The sequence below is a fragment of the Bacillus sp. S71 genome, assembly GCF_016625265.1.
GTDB classification, from domain to species: Bacteria; Bacillota; Bacilli; order Bacillales; family Bacillaceae_G; genus Bacillus_A; species Bacillus_A cereus.
Genome location: NZ_JACVUW010000002.1, coordinates 387,955 through 402,917, shown reverse-complemented (window position 1 = coordinate 402,917; position 14,963 = coordinate 387,955). Strand labels below are relative to the sequence as shown.

Genomic DNA, 14,963 nt, shown 5'->3' with positions numbered 1-14,963 from the left:
AAACTAAAATTATAACTTCCTATCCTTTATTCGTTTCAATATTTCGAATTACAAAGTGACAAACTTGACACGTATAAATTACATTTTGATTAGATTGAGCCGTTAATACATGAATAATCTCAGCAGAACTTTGACAATTAGGACAAATCACAACTGGTAAACGTTCCATACGATAACCTCCTAGTTATATTTCTCCCGCTATTTGCAGAACCCAGCAATTGTGAGAAGTTTAGCTTCACATATTCACCCGGTTGACGGGACTACTTATCCACATGGATAAGCAAACTTGCACGGATTAAATTTTCATTTTAATACCATTGTAGGAAAAATAAAAAACTTCTATACATTACGCTGGAAAGTAATAGAACTAAAAAAGGTACTGCCATATGGCAGTACCTTTTTTATATGTATCAAGAAATGATATCGTAAATCTCAATTGCAACCATGTCGATATTATCGAATTGGTACACTTGAGGTTTTTCACCTTGTTGATACACTTCTAACTCATACATTTCACTTTTATCGAAAAATTTCACGCTACATTTGCGCTCACCGTTCACTTCAAAATAGCGTTGTGCTACTTCACCGCTTTCAGCTTGTTCTTGTAGACTAACAAGTCGAGTTAAAATTCCTTGGAGTAGAGACATGAAATCTCTCCTTTCTCTGATCTTCCTACCAATAGGTTTTACAGCTATACTCATTCTATCCGTCATAACAGAAAAAATGTTCCACACTCTAGGATAAAGGTTATTAGCCAGAAACTCAACTAAAATTTGTCGAAATGCGAAGGAAAAAACAGAAAGAACATATTTCCCCTTCTTTATTGCGGTTTTTATACTGGAAGAATATAATAAAAAACAGAAAAAGGGAGGAATTACAATGAAAAAAATTGAGGTTTATACACAACCTGATTGTCCGCCATGTGTTATTGTGAAAGAATTTTTGAAGCATAATAACGTTGCATATGAAGAATTTGACGTAAAAAAAGACGCTGCTGCTCGCAACCGTCTTTTAAACGACTATGATTCCTATTCAACTCCAACAGTCGTAATTGATGGCGAAGTAGTTGCAGGTTTTCAAATTGAAAAGTTACAACAACTACTCAATATAGAATAGGAATAGGTAAATACCTATTCCTATTCTTATCCCGCTGTTTGTAGGTAGTAAAACTCCCACTAATTAAAAGTTTCACTTTATAATTGTTGCAACCTTTTTATTTCAGTTAAAAGTTCCTGACTTTCATGATATCCTGCTAACTTCCATTTATCTTGATCCCTTTTCAATGTTACAATTTGATATTGTCCACTTTTTGTCCGCTCATATACATATAAATTTTTATGCTCTTGATCATACGACATTTTCGTTTCTGAATTAAAAGAAAACGGCGCTTCTTTTGCCGGAAGTAAATATTCACCACTTTGTTTATCACTTCTGCTATTTTCATCTGTAAATACTTGAAGGAAATTATCTGTAAAATACGGTGATAACGTCTCTATCATCTTATTCATCGGCAAATGCTTCCCACGAATTGAAAACTGGGTTTCATAGCCTTTTTGTATCGTTGTAAATACTTCTTTCCGATCCACTTCCACTTCCTCTTTCCCTAAAACAGTCGTAACACTATAACCAACTAGAAAGGCAACACATACAAATAGAACAAGCCATATTCCATATTTCCTCATTTTTTCACCTTCCTTTTAAAAGAACTTGTCTTTGTAGTATTCATTGTAACAATGATTATGCAAAGAAAGGACAGATTTCGTTCGTAAAATCTTTACAACGATAGACAGCATTTTCATCACCATTTTCACTATTACCAATTTATGATAAAAACAAACAAAAAATGCACGAATCTCTTCGTGCATTAAAATAAAACATCTTCTTCATATAAATATTCATATGATAAATCTATAAATAAAAAGTTGTCATCATCTATTGGGAAAGAAAATGTTCGTACCATTTCGCCCGTTTCGATATCTGCATATAAATCTGAAAGCCTTGCCTTATTCTCAAAACGCATTTTCATGATATTCTCGAGAAAATACGGGCGCCAACTCCAGTTCTTCATATAATAATCCGGCATCACAATCCATTCTCCATCTTTTTTCATAACATTTCCTGATTGTTGGAAACCATCTTCATTACAAATAAATATGCGAAAACTATACTGTGATACACTTTGACTAAATTGTAATAACCAATCATTGATATCTTCATTCTTTTTTTGTTTTGATAAAACATCGCCAATGCGATCGCGTAACATCTCTGTTAAATTATAAATTTTTTGTAACTTCTTCTTTTCATGTTGAATAAACTGATGACATTCATTACCAAGTCGCTCTTTCAAAACATTCGTTTCAATAAAATCAGGTAAACATTCTTTCAAATAATTACCTTGATAATATCTTCCGCCGTTCTTCCAAGCATATTGCAGTTGATAAAAAGCATCTATTTCTTCATATAACAAAGTTGCACCAATTCTTCTAGCAAGTAATGATAAAGAATATAAAATATCTTGATAAGATTGTAAAAGTGCTGTTTGCCTTAAGTTCGTTAAATCTACTTTTAAAATATCAGGTGCTAACACGCTAATACGCTCTAAATTACTTGTGCCCGTTCCGACCTTATTAATCGAAATTTGAATACCATATGTACGATAATACATAAGCAAATGATTAAATTGCTCTATATCTTCTTTACATTCATGCTCTGTAATCTCTAAAACAATTTGTTTTAAATTTAAACCTTGTTCTTCATACCTCAATAAAAGTTGAAGCAAGCTTTCTTCATCATCATTCATTAATACATTAGCATTCCGATGTATAAATAATAATAATTTTTGATCGCTTTCTAAATAACGATTTAAAGCTTTTTCTACTATAATATTATCCGCTTCCAGTTGAAATTCACTTGGAATCGAATCATCGTGAAAGAAAGAAGCTAAACTTTGTATGCCCTCTTCTGTTTGAATACGTCCTACTACTTCATATCCAATTACAGTATGCTCATCAGCACTAAAAATAGCTTGATAATAAGGAAGGACTTTATCCAAGTTACTCATTACATCTAATGCATCTATCAACGTGCTTCCCTCCCTTTACTTTTCAAAAATTATAACATGATATTTACGGAAAAATAATAAAAAATCCCTTCAGTTTTCCTGAAGGGATTAGAGGGGTAAAATGCTAAGGGGAATTAGCAATTCTACTATGAAGAAAAAAGAGGTCTTAAATATAACGTATATATGACCTCTTGTAAACACTTTTCTTTCATATGTCACAATTCCGTCACATTTAACCATAAAAAATGAATCAAACATTCATTTTTTATCCCTTTTAAAATGGATATTGATGTAAATGTTGTCCTCCATCCATTGTCATGCAAGTTCCATTTATGTACGCCGCTTCATCTGAGCATAAATAATAAGCTAGACCAGCGATTTCTTCTGGCGTACCCAGCCTTCCAAGCGGAACACTTTGTATCGTACGCTTAGCCATTTCTTCTGAAATCCATAATTTATCAGCACCGCCCGTACGTTCAATTGGTCCTGGCGCGATAGCGTTAACTCGTATTCCATATTTACGCCCCCACTCAACAGCGAGCGTCTTCGTCATCGCTAATACCCCTGCCTTCGCTGCAGCCGAATGAATCACTCCTGGACCTGCATCCCATGCATACGTTGCTACCATGTTAATGATATTCCCTTTTATACCTTTTTCAATCCAATATTTTCCGACAGCATGACTACAGTAAAACGTACCGTTTAACACAATATTAATGACTGAATTCCAGCCATTCACGGATAAATCTTCTGCTGGACAAATAAAGTTTCCAGCTGCATTATTTATTAAAACATCAATTCGACCAAACTTCTCATCAATCTGTTCAATCATTTTCTGAATGTCATCCGTATTTCTTACATCCATTTGTACAGGTAATACTTGCCCTGGAAATTGTTCAATTTCCAACTTTGTTTCCTCTAGTTTTTCTTTTGTACGTCCTGTAATAACAACTCGTGCCCCTTCTTTTGCAAAGCGAGTCGCCATTCCTTTTCCCATTCCACTCGATCCACCTGTTATAATAACTACCTTTTCTTTCACATACATCCCCTCCAAAAAATGAATACACATTCATTTTATCACTTTATTTAATAGAAATCTTTATATTTTTAAACTTTTCTGATATTTTAACGTAAAGAACTTTCTTTTTATTCATTTTTTTTCGTAATCTATACTACTTTTTTATTATGTAAAGTATATTTTAAATAAACTGAAAGGAGATTTGAGTAGCCTATAAATGGAATAAAAACATTGAGGTATACTCATATTTTTATGAAGCACATTACAAGAAGAAATTTTTTAAAAATTGGTATGCGTACTTGTCTCTATTCATTTATAACCAGTAGCATCGGATACTACTATGCTAAATATATAGAGCCCCATTTCATTTCTTTTACACAGCACACATTAAAATCACAACTCATCCCAAAAAGTTTTCATGGTATAAAAATTCTTCAATTCAGCGATTTACATCTCGGATACTATTTCTCGCTTCAACATTTATCTAAAGTTGTTTCTAAAATTAATGCTGTAAATCCAGATATTGTCCTTTTTACCGGAGATCTCATTGATAATTATCAAACGTATACTGACACTCCTTTCGTTGCATCCATTTTAAAAAATATACAAGCCCCCTTCGGTAAATTCGCTATTTATGGTAACCATGATCACGGTGGATATGGAACTGAATACTATGAGCACATCATGCGTGAATCTGGATTTGAACTATTGCTAAATAGTGAAAAAAGAATTCGTTTAATGGATAATAGTGAAATTTCTATTTTCGGTCTCGATGATATACTACTAGGCAGACCAAAAATAGAGAAAACATTAGAGCATGCACGGCAAAGTACTTATAACATTGTTCTTGTTCACGAACCAGATATCGCGCCCAAAGTTTCTAAATATCCAATCAACTTGCAACTTTCTGGTCATAGTCACGGCGGACAAGTACAAATTCCTTTTTTAGGACCTATTATTACACCAGCACTCGCCCAAGACTATATTGAAGGCTTCTATACAATTCAGGATTTAACTCTCTATGTCAATCGAGGCCTCGGAAGAACACGTGTCCCATTCCGTTTTATGTCAAAACCTGAAATTACACTTTTTATACTTCAACATTCGTAATAATTCGCCTATTTTCTTGCATATCCTTTCTTGTACGCGCTCATCCATGTTTCATTTACCATATGATGAAAGTGAGTCCAATAAAGGAGGTATGTTCATGTATCCATATTATCAACCAATCCCAGTCCGTTCAGCACCTATTGGTCCAGTAGGCGACTCACGCTTCTTTCCGTTTTTTGGCGTTCCCTTTCTAGCTGGAATTGCTGGTGGATTGCTCGGCGGAGCATTAGCTTTCGGCCCTCGACCGTTTTATCCACCTTATCCACCACCTTTCCCGCCGCCAGCACCTTATCCTTGTTACGGTGGACCCTGTCAACAACCATACTATTACTAAGTTAAAATAACGATTCTTTCAAATGTTATTCTCTCAACGAACCACCTTATTACACGCTTATAATAAAACTATTGTTTCTACTCATCCTTCCATTTTGGGAGCATATGAGTAGAAAAAAGTAAAAACCTCTTATGGACATAAGAGGTTTTTACTTTTTTCATTATTCAGCGTCTGTATTTTGATATGCCATCTTAAACAACTTCACTTGGCTATCAATTTCTTCTGTACTACCATTAATAACATAATAGTAATCACCATCTTTATTTTGTTCACGTGTTTTCACATTATCAGCTAATGTAAGCTGTAAAATCGCCTTAATTCGTGCCTTCATTTCAATATCTAATATCGGGAAAGATATTTCCACTCGCTTCTCCATATTTCGCGTCATCCAATCAGCTGAAGATAAATATATTTTCTCCTCCCCATTATGATGGAAATAATAAATACGGCTATGTTCTAAATATCTTCCAACAACACTAACTACACGAATATTTTCACTTACATTTGGAATACCAGGTCGTAGGCAACATGTTCCTCGAACAATGAGCTCTACCTTTACTCCAGCTTGTGATGCTTCGTACATTTTTTTAATTAATGGTTTATCTGTTAATGAATTCATCTTAGCGATAATATATCCATTTCCGTATTGCCTATGATAACGGATTTCTTCATCTATTAAATCCATAAATTGCTCTCTTATATCAAATGGAGCAACCGATAAATGATGAAAATGTGGCTTTGTTGTATAACCACTTAAATAATTAAAGAAATTGGTTGCATCAACCCCAAAGTCTTTTCTTGATGTAATATATCCAAAATCAGTATATAACTTCGCTGTTGCATCATTATAGTTTCCAGTTCCAAGATGTACGAACCTTTCAATTTTTCCGTTTTTTCTTCTTACAACTAACGTAATTTTACTATGTGTTTTCAAGTGACTTACACCGTAAATAACATGACAGCCTGCCTGTTCTAATTCTTTAGCCCAATGAACATTGTTTTCTTCATCAAACCTTGCCTTTAATTCAACCAATACCGTCACTTGTTTTCCCTTTTCAGCCGCTATCTTTAACGCCTGAATAATCGGTGAATCACCACTTACACGATATAACGTTTGTTTAATCGCAAGTACATTCGGATCGTCTGCCGCATCACGAACAAAATCAACTACCGGCTGAAAGGATTCAAAAGGATGATGTAATAAAATATCATGCTCAATTGCTTTTTCAAATACATCTTCTTCATCACCTAAATCTTGAGGCGGTTGTGGAATAAGAGCTGGATATACAAGATGTTCATATAAAGGAGCTAGTTTTTTATATAAAGAAAACAAACATGTTAAATCTAATGGACCATCCATTATATATACATCTTCATCTTTTACTTCTAGAACCTCATATAATAACGCTAATACTCTTTCATCAATGTGTTCTTTCCCAACCTCTAAACGAACAGCAGCCCCCCACTTACGCTTTTTTAATTCTTTTTCAATTACCTTTAATAAATCTCTCGCACCTTCTTCATGAATCGTTAAATCTGCATTGCGTGTAATACGGAAACGAGTAACAGATGATACTGTATATCCCGTAAATAATTTATGAGTAAAGCTACTAATTACGTCTTCTAATAAAATAAATTTATGCTTTTGCCCTTCGCTCGGTAAAATTATGAAGCGCTCAAGTAATGAAGGAACTTGCACAATTCCTAATTTCGTCCTGTTTTCTTCTTCCGCTTGCTTCTCATCATATAAAAGAGTAGCCAAATTCAAACTTTTGTTTAATAACATTGGAAATGGGCGATATGCATCAATAGCTACAGGAGTTAACACCGGAAAAATTTGCTCATCAAAATACTCTTCTATAAATTCTCGCTGCTCTTTCGTCAAATCATTGAATGTTAAACGTTCAATTCCCTCTAACTCAAGCGCTGGTAATACATAATTTTTAAATGTATCATATTGTACTGTCATTAGTGCATGGGCTTTTATCGCAATTTTATTTAATTGCTTTTTTGGTGTTAAGCCAGCTTTATTTTCTGGTTGATTAAATCCAGCACTCACTTGATCCTTTAATCCCGCTACACGCACCATAAAAAATTCATCTAAATTCGAACTAAAAATACTAATAAATTTCAATCTTTCCAAAAGTGGATTATTTGCATCTTGCGCTTCTTGTAAGACACGTTCATTAAATGCTAACCAACTTAACTCTCGATTATTGTAATAAGCTGTATCATTTAAATTTACTGCATTCCCCTTCAATAATTCCATTCTCTTCACACTTCCCCTTGAAACTTTTTTACTATAATTTAGTTACTTTTATTTTAGCAAATTACAATATTATAAAGTGTAAATTTTTTGTAAAGACATCCGTACAACCTAATGTTTTAGTTCAAATAACAAGTTAATATTCGTTTTTAATACTCTTTCTAACTGTTTTTTTTGTTTTTCAGCTTGCACTTTTTCCGCTAATGCTGATTGTTCGCATAAAACTTTAAACGTTAACCCTTCTTCGTTTTCTGTTATAGATATGGTATCAACAAGCGATCGTTGCCTTACATTTAAAGTAGCTGAAAATTGTAAAACAGCTCCTAACAGGCGGATTTTTTTTTGTTCGCTTTTATCAAACCAACCTTCAAATGGTGATAAATGTTGTTTAAATAACATTTTTGATTTATACGATGCAATAAGTGCTAGCCTTACTCGATCTTTATGCATCATGCCATCAATTGTCTTATTCGCTAATAAATAAAACGTATGTAAACGGCTCGCTTCTTCGTCTATATATTTGCCTATATTAAATACTTTCGCTGCTTGATGGAACACTTCCCAGTCTTTTACTGACATAGAAATAAGCCCTATTTCCTCAAGTTGTTTGCAAATTAGTCTTCCATGTTTAATAAGTTGAATAACAAATTCCATATCCATTTCGTATTCATGTGATAGTAAATGCAAACTTTCTTCAACTACGTTCGGATAATATGAAATCCCCAAATCTTTTGTCAACTCTTCATAGAAAACACCTTCTCTTAACCCTTTTCTACTTAATACAAATGCCGGTGCCTCTATAACATGAACAAGTGTATGAAATACTTCAACCGCTGGAATAATCGTATCCGCTCGATCTTTTGCCAATCCTTCCAATTTCTGAAGTTCTATGAACGACAATTTTTCTAATTCATCTTTTACATTTTCAATATCTTCTTCTTTCATCTTGTATAAATGTAATCCTGCTATAGGATAACATATTAAATTTTGATGGATTTTTACTAAGTTCCTCGCACTACCACCAATTGCAATAAGAGGCAATTTCTTATTGCTTAACCATGGTAACGTTCGAAATTGAAACTCTAAATACCGTTGCATTCCTTCTAACTCATCTTTAGTAGGAATATCACCTTTAATAAATTGTTGCTTTAAAGAAAGTGCCCCAAAAGGAAAACTATGGTACTCTAAAATCTCTCTATTTCTAAAGTATGTAACTTCCGTACTTCCCCCACCAATATCTACCGTTATTCCTTCTGAAAACGATGTAGAATTCATAACCGCCAAGTATCCGTAACGCGCTTCCTCATACTCTGATAATACTCTAAGAGTAAAGTCCGTTTGTCCTTCAATAAGCTTTTTAATTTCCTCTTGATTCTCAGACTGTCTAATTGTTGCTGTTGCAACACAAAGTACATGATGCAACTGATGGAACCTTGTACTTTCTTGAAATTGAAATAATGTCTGTAATAATACTTCTATTCCCTCTTCATTCAACACACCATCAATTAAGTAATTTCTTAACCTAGCAACCACTTTCGTATTTTCAATCTCTTTATAAAAACCTCCATTTTGCTTTTCATAAATAACTAAACGCATTGTATTAGATCCAATATCTATAATGGCATACTGTTGTTTTAATATTTCTTTCAAACTTCTCACTCTTTCATTATCAAATTTCAAAAGCATATTCTATTACTATTATACAAAATAGTTGTTTTTTGTAACAATATTGCTTTAATATTGAAAATATATACAATCACTTTTTGCATATAATAAAAACCTCTTTATTTATGGTATAATAATGAAAAATTGAAAGGAGATTCAATATGAAACCTTCACAACCACAATCTCAATTACAAAACCAACATTCTATTAATCGACTAGCTCAATCTATTTTCGTTGTGAATCGTCATGCTAAAGCAGCTACTAATCCTAAATATTTATACTGGTTAAAAAAGACAGCTTTAGAACGTTTGATTGCTGAAAAAAAAGCAATTAAAGAAGGATTACATTTTTCTAGAAACCCACGTTTTAGCCAACAACAATCTGATGTCCTTATACGTTTAGGCGATTATTTTTTCCACATCCCTCCTACGAAAGAAGATTTTCGAATTCTACCGCATCTTGGTCATCTTGAATCCTCCTATCGAAATCCGAAAACAACCTTATCTTTAACAGTAGCAAAAAAAACACTTCAAGATTATATTGGTCCTGAAGCATTGAAACAAGAAAAAAAATTAAGTGAACCTGTTCCATGGTATAGTCGTACTTATACAAAAAAATAAAACAGTTTGGCCAAGTGTAGGCCAAACTGTTTTATTTTTTCTCTTCTTTAATTTTAATATTTGCTTGTTTATAAAAAGCTACTTTTTCTGTATTATAAGACTTTGTGAATTCATTAAATTTATCTTTTTCTGACTCAATATCCTTATAAGATTGATTTACTACTTTTACTTTTTCACTAATATCTTTTAATTTAGTACCTTTATCTTGTAACATTGTGTATAACTCTTTTTCTTGTTTTAAAGATTTATTATAGCTGTCATACATTTTATTAAATGAATCGTGTCGTTTCTCATAGGTGCTTTTCACTTTATCAGCTTGATTTTTCAACTTATTATCTTCAATTTTCTTCACATACTTATCAGCTGACTTCACTTCTTCTTGCGCTTTATTTAAAGCCTCTTTTTCTTTTGTAAGTACTTTTTCTCGTTCAGTTGTATTCTTTGCTGCTTGATTCAATTTTTCTTTAACAGTTTGATTATTATCTTTTCCTTCTTGCACAATCTGGTTATATAATTCTTGTCCTTCTTTCTCTAAAGCCTCAAGTTTTTTTGCATCTTCAAACATTGTTTTTTCTTGTTTAGCAGCGTTTTCAAACGCTACATATAATTCTTCTTCTGGTTTCGGTCCAAAACAACCGGCTAATAAAGTCATTGATAATGCAGTTATAATTGCTAATTTACTATATTTCAACATCTCTTCCTCCTATTTATAAACGACCATCGTGTAATATAAAAAAGTTATAAAATATGTAATTGTTCTATACACTCGCATCTTTTTTACGAAGATCATTAATATTGTTTGTACGAATTATTACTTAATATTACATTATTCTTTTTGAAGTATTTAGCAGTTCCATATCCATCTTTAAGTATAGTTCTTCGTGTTTTTTAAAACCTGTTCACACTATGTATTACCTTAATGGCCACAGAATTTCACCTCAGTCTTAATAAGACTATAATAGTTCACCTGATAAAAGGTGATCGTTCCGCTCTCACGTCTATCATTCCCTTTCCAGCTTTCTATCAAATAATCTCTTTGTTCATTTTACACAGTACAATCGATATCTCGCAACAACTTACAAATATTCTTTTCATTTCCTAAAAAGGAAAAGTGTAGAGCTTGCTTTCCTCTACACTTTTAAAATAAAACACATTGTGCAAATTGCATTGGCACTACCATCATAATTATATGCTTATTTCATATATTTTTAAAGACTTTTATTACAAACGCAACGTTTTTTGTAATAAAAGTCAAAAAAATGTTACAAATAAAACTTCTTCCTATCATATATCTTCAAATCGAAGCTTCACTCATTTTCTTGCAAATTTCTATACTGATACAATTGATTTTGCGACTTTCTCAACAGTTCTTCAAACGTTTTTCCTTCTACTGGATAGCTAGCTGCTCCAAATAAAAGAGTGACACTGAGTAAATCACCTTCTATTTCCCTTTCAATATTTTTCATTAATCTGTTTGTTATTGTTGATGTTTCATGACCATTATCAATTGCTACAATAACATACTTATTTTCATCCCACTTTGTAACAACATCTCCCTTCCGAATTGTCTTTACAATGGTACTCTCTAATTTTTGTACTAACACTCCCAATTTTTTTTCTTGCAACGTGTCTTTTAATCCTTCCCATTCTTTTACAGAAAGAATGTAAACTGTAATATTACGGGAATCTCTTTCAGATAAAGCGGCTACTTTCCCAAAAAAATCAACAACAAAATCGTTGCTTGCCATTCCTCCTACTTCCACATTCATACGCTTGTTCGCTCTTTTATCGTACCAATGTCCAAAATAATAACTTAGTATCATTTGCAGTATATAAATAATAAAGACGGTATAAAATGATCGTGAATCCAGTTTTGCAATTACATCCTGAAGTGCAATCCATTCTGTAACTGCCACTGTATTTCCAAGTAATAATCCACTAATTTTCCCTTTATGTTTCATACTTCTCCCCCTTTTATACCAATATATGTTTCTATATCAATAATGTTTTTCTACAAAATAAAAAATGTACATATGCAATGTACATTTCTGCTTAAGCTTGTATACCTTTCCTACTCTATTTCATATATATAATATATAACTTTTATAGAAAGGAGTAATCTATATGCTACAAAAAGAGAATCTATCAGATGCTATGCGTTTACTAGCTGGTTTTCTATTATCATTAAAATTATTATTTACCTCTTTCGGCATACACTTTATTACAAACGATCAAATCGATGCAATTGTAAATGTTGTTTCATTTTTATTTATTCTATACTTTGGCTACAAAAATAACTATGTAGGAAAAAAAGGAATAGAGCAAAAGAAAATACTCAAAAAACACAACCTTCACTAAAAAAGGAACCTTTTGTACAGGTTCCTTTTTATCATTGCCGCACAACAACTTCATTTGTTTGCAGTGGACCATATGATATCTCTTTATCTTGAAATGTATATGTAGCCTGAAAGAATGCTTGTTTAAGAGCTTTATCTTTATTAGCTTTTATTTTGCAACGTAGTTCCACCTTTTCATTTGGTAACAAATCATCAATTCGCCACCTTACAAGCTGGAATAAAAACTCACTTATCCCCTTATCAACTTTTAAAGAATTAGGAATATAAGCAAAGTAATCTCGAATCATATGACTTACAACAACTCTCGAAATCATTTCTACCCCTTTATTTTCCACTTCAATTCGCATAATAAGTATGTCGTTTACATCGTAGGTCAATTCATACGAAAATTGTTCTGTATACATACTACCAATTTGCAATGTAACGGCTACTTGAGGAAATTCATTTTCCTTTTTCGATCCGTCAATCCACAATACTGGTTGTAGCGGTATTGAATACTTTCCTGTATCCGAAATTCGTCCCCATATTTTCATAATATATATTCACCTCATTTCAGATGTACCATACACACAATGAATTCCCCAACTTACTAAAGCTTGCTACAAGTAATGTTTAATATTTCTCTTCCTTTTATCCTATTCGACAATATGAAGAAAAAACCATTTTTCATCTATTAACAGAAGGTGTTCTTTATGAAATTTTTTTACAATTTACTTCATTTCCTTTATAGCAATATTCGTATCGCTCACTCGTTCTCTACTTATATGAAAGAATATTTTGACGGAAGAAAAAATTTGCCTTATAGTCAAATTTGACTATAATATTCTTTATGGCATATTAGTGCACTTATGGAAAAGAAATTAAAATCAACTATACATTTAAATTTTTTATCCACTGCACTCAAAACTTAATATAGTTTACTTATTTCTAAAGGAGGGTTATATTTGGAAACTCAACCATTAAAAAAAGACACCAACAAGACAAAATTTGTTGTTGCTGGTTTGCTACTTGGTATATTAATGGCCGCAATGGATAATACAATCGTTGCAACCGCAATGGCAACAATCGTTGGAGACCTAGGAGGCTTTGATAAGTTTGTTTGGGTCACATCAGCTTATATGGTAGCAACAATGGCAGGGATGCCTATCTTTGGGAAACTTTCTGATATGTACGGGCGGAAACGTTTTTATATTGGGGGCCTCATTCTTTTCTTATTCGGTTCTGCGCTTTGCGGAACAGCTTCAAGTATTGAGCAATTAAGTATTTATAGAGCTATTCAAGGTATCGGTGGTGGTGCCCTTATGCCTATCGCCTTTACAATTATGTATGATATCTTCCCACCAGAAAAACGCGGGAAGATGACAGGGCTATTCGGTGCTGTTTTCGGGACATCTAGTGTATTCGGTCCTTTATTAGGTGCTTATATTACAGACTATATAAGTTGGCATTGGGTCTTCTATATCAATATTCCATTAGGACTTATCTCCTTTTTCTTCATTACTAAATACTACAGTGAGTCTCTAGAATTTAGAAAACAAAAAATTGATTGGGCTGGTGCTATTACACTTGTCATAAGTATCGTTTGCTTAATGTTCGCATTAGAACTTGGTGGTAAGGAATATGCCTGGAATTCCACTGTAATTATTGGCTTATTTACAACAGTAGTTATTGCGCTTATTATTTTCTTCTTTGTAGAAAGAAAAGCAACCGAGCCTATTATTTCGTTCCATCTATTTAAAAAACCTTTATTCGCAGCTAGTCAAGGAGTTGCCTTTTTCTATGGTGCTGCTTTTATTATCTGTACAGTTTATATTCCAATCTTCATTCAAGGCGTTCTTGGAGGTTCGGCCTCTAATGCTGGATTAATTTTAACACCAATGATGGTTGGTTCTGTAATTGGAAGTCAAACAGGAGGACAATTAGCTTCTCGAACAAGCTATCGTAACATTATGATGGTATCTGGTGTCTTCTTCGTTCTTGGTATTTATTCATTAAGTACTTTAACAATGGACACACCTCGTTTACTCGTAACACTATTTATGATTCTCGCTGGGCTTGGTGTTGGCTTCTCATTCTCAGTATTAAGTATGTCTTCTATTCACAAGTTAGAAATGCGAGACCGCGGTTCGGCGACATCAACAAACTCATTCTTCCGATCACTCGGTATGACTCTTGGTGTAACGATTTTCGGTACAATTCAAAATCATATTTTTACAGATAAACTAAACTCTGTGTTCCCCCCTGAACTAGCAAAATTAGCTCCAAAAGGCGGAGACACAAGTTTCTTATTATCACCAGGCGCTACCGCAAAAATTCCTGCTGAAATATTAGCGGGTATTAAAGAAGCTCTCGCTACATCTATTGCGAACACATTCTTCTGGGCACTCATCCCGGCTGTACTAAGTGTTATTTGTATTTTACTAATGGGAAATGAACGCCTCTTTACAGGCCCTAAAAAGAAAGAAAAACAAAAGCAAGTCAGTTAATATAAAAAAGAAGCGGCATATCCCTTTATGAAAAAGGATATGCCGT

Annotated in this window: 16 protein-coding genes; 6 read left to right on the top strand and 10 right to left on the bottom strand. The window is 33.1% G+C overall.

Features of this window, described 5'->3' with window-relative positions:
• Positions 1-19 precede the first annotated feature (19 nt).
• Together IBT51_RS05620 and IBT51_RS05615 are read right to left on the bottom strand one after the other, a co-directional pair.
• Positions 20-169, bottom strand: coding sequence for a hypothetical protein (locus IBT51_RS05620; RefSeq protein WP_000440540.1), 150 nt, complete (start codon positions 167-169; stop codon positions 20-22).
• Positions 170-410: 241 nt separating this feature from the next.
• The gene (locus tag IBT51_RS05615) at positions 411-647 is read right to left on the bottom strand and encodes a YkuJ family protein (RefSeq protein ID WP_000055151.1); all 237 of its coding nucleotides are present in this window, start codon (positions 645-647) and stop codon (positions 411-413) included.
• 232 nt (positions 648-879) lie between these two features.
• Here IBT51_RS05615 and IBT51_RS05610 point away from each other — a divergent pair, with 232 nt between their 5' ends.
• Positions 880-1,116 carry a glutaredoxin family protein gene (locus IBT51_RS05610; RefSeq protein WP_000717873.1) on the top strand — a complete coding sequence of 79 codons (237 nt, stop codon included), beginning with the start codon at positions 880-882 and terminating at the stop codon, positions 1,114-1,116.
• Between the two features lie 77 nt (positions 1,117-1,193).
• On the opposite strand, the gene IBT51_RS05605 is transcribed toward IBT51_RS05610, so the two are convergent.
• From IBT51_RS05605 to fadH, 3 genes are all read right to left on the bottom strand, one after another.
• Positions 1,194-1,682 carry a DUF3993 domain-containing protein gene (locus tag IBT51_RS05605; RefSeq protein WP_001233805.1) on the bottom strand — a complete coding sequence of 163 codons (489 nt, stop codon included), beginning with the start codon at positions 1,680-1,682 and terminating at the stop codon, positions 1,194-1,196.
• Positions 1,683-1,864: 182 nt separating this feature from the next.
• Entirely contained in the window at positions 1,865-3,082 is a 1,218-nt protein-coding gene (locus tag IBT51_RS05600; RefSeq protein ID WP_098678449.1) for an EAL domain-containing protein, read from the bottom strand.
• A 253-nt stretch (positions 3,083-3,335) separates the two neighbouring features.
• Entirely contained in the window at positions 3,336-4,100 is a 765-nt protein-coding gene (gene fadH / locus IBT51_RS05595) for a 2,4-dienoyl-CoA reductase (protein WP_000660913.1), read from the bottom strand.
• 231 nt (positions 4,101-4,331) lie between these two features.
• Here fadH and IBT51_RS05590 point away from each other — a divergent pair, with 231 nt between their 5' ends.
• Positions 4,332-5,189: a metallophosphoesterase gene (locus tag IBT51_RS05590; protein ID WP_053565477.1), complete on the top strand. Its 858-nt coding sequence runs from the start codon at positions 4,332-4,334 to the stop codon at positions 5,187-5,189.
• 97 nt (positions 5,190-5,286) lie between these two features.
• Positions 5,287-5,523 carry a hypothetical protein gene (locus tag IBT51_RS05585; RefSeq protein ID WP_000283738.1) on the top strand — a complete coding sequence of 79 codons (237 nt, stop codon included), beginning with the start codon at positions 5,287-5,289 and terminating at the stop codon, positions 5,521-5,523.
• Positions 5,524-5,683: 160 nt separating this feature from the next.
• Here IBT51_RS05585 and IBT51_RS05580 read toward each other — a convergent pair whose 3' ends face one another.
• Together IBT51_RS05580 and ppx are read right to left on the bottom strand one after the other, a co-directional pair.
• Complete coding sequence (locus tag IBT51_RS05580) at positions 5,684-7,792, bottom strand: polyphosphate kinase (protein WP_053563730.1); 2,109 nt, start codon at positions 7,790-7,792, stop codon at positions 5,684-5,686.
• A 108-nt stretch (positions 7,793-7,900) separates the two neighbouring features.
• Positions 7,901-9,475 carry an exopolyphosphatase gene (ppx, locus tag IBT51_RS05575; RefSeq protein WP_140155653.1) on the bottom strand — a complete coding sequence of 525 codons (1,575 nt, stop codon included), beginning with the start codon at positions 9,473-9,475 and terminating at the stop codon, positions 7,901-7,903.
• A 140-nt stretch (positions 9,476-9,615) separates the two neighbouring features.
• Here ppx and IBT51_RS05570 point away from each other — a divergent pair, with 140 nt between their 5' ends.
• Complete coding sequence (locus tag IBT51_RS05570) at positions 9,616-10,074, top strand: YkyB family protein (RefSeq protein ID WP_000804864.1); 459 nt, start codon at positions 9,616-9,618, stop codon at positions 10,072-10,074.
• A gap of 31 nt (positions 10,075-10,105) precedes the next feature.
• On the opposite strand, the gene IBT51_RS05565 is transcribed toward IBT51_RS05570, so the two are convergent.
• Complete coding sequence (locus tag IBT51_RS05565) at positions 10,106-10,768, bottom strand: YkyA family protein (protein WP_000922469.1); 663 nt, start codon at positions 10,766-10,768, stop codon at positions 10,106-10,108.
• 613 nt (positions 10,769-11,381) lie between these two features.
• Positions 11,382-12,035 carry a diguanylate cyclase domain-containing protein gene (locus IBT51_RS05560; RefSeq protein ID WP_200458042.1) on the bottom strand — a complete coding sequence of 218 codons (654 nt, stop codon included), beginning with the start codon at positions 12,033-12,035 and terminating at the stop codon, positions 11,382-11,384.
• A 163-nt stretch (positions 12,036-12,198) separates the two neighbouring features.
• Between IBT51_RS05560 and IBT51_RS05555 the strand changes: the two genes are divergently transcribed.
• Entirely contained in the window at positions 12,199-12,432 is a 234-nt protein-coding gene (locus IBT51_RS05555) for an SPP1 phage holin family protein (RefSeq protein ID WP_000939446.1), read from the top strand.
• A 31-nt stretch (positions 12,433-12,463) separates the two neighbouring features.
• Here the strand turns inward: IBT51_RS05555 and IBT51_RS05550 are convergent, their stop codons facing one another.
• Positions 12,464-12,964, bottom strand: a complete 501-nt coding sequence (locus IBT51_RS05550) for a hypothetical protein (protein ID WP_000708119.1) — start codon at positions 12,962-12,964, stop codon at positions 12,464-12,466.
• A gap of 411 nt (positions 12,965-13,375) precedes the next feature.
• Between IBT51_RS05550 and IBT51_RS05545 the strand changes: the two genes are divergently transcribed.
• A complete protein-coding gene (locus tag IBT51_RS05545) occupies positions 13,376-14,917 on the top strand; it encodes an MDR family MFS transporter (RefSeq protein WP_053563725.1) in 1,542 nt (513 codons plus the stop codon).
• Positions 14,918-14,963: the final 46 nt, after the last annotated feature.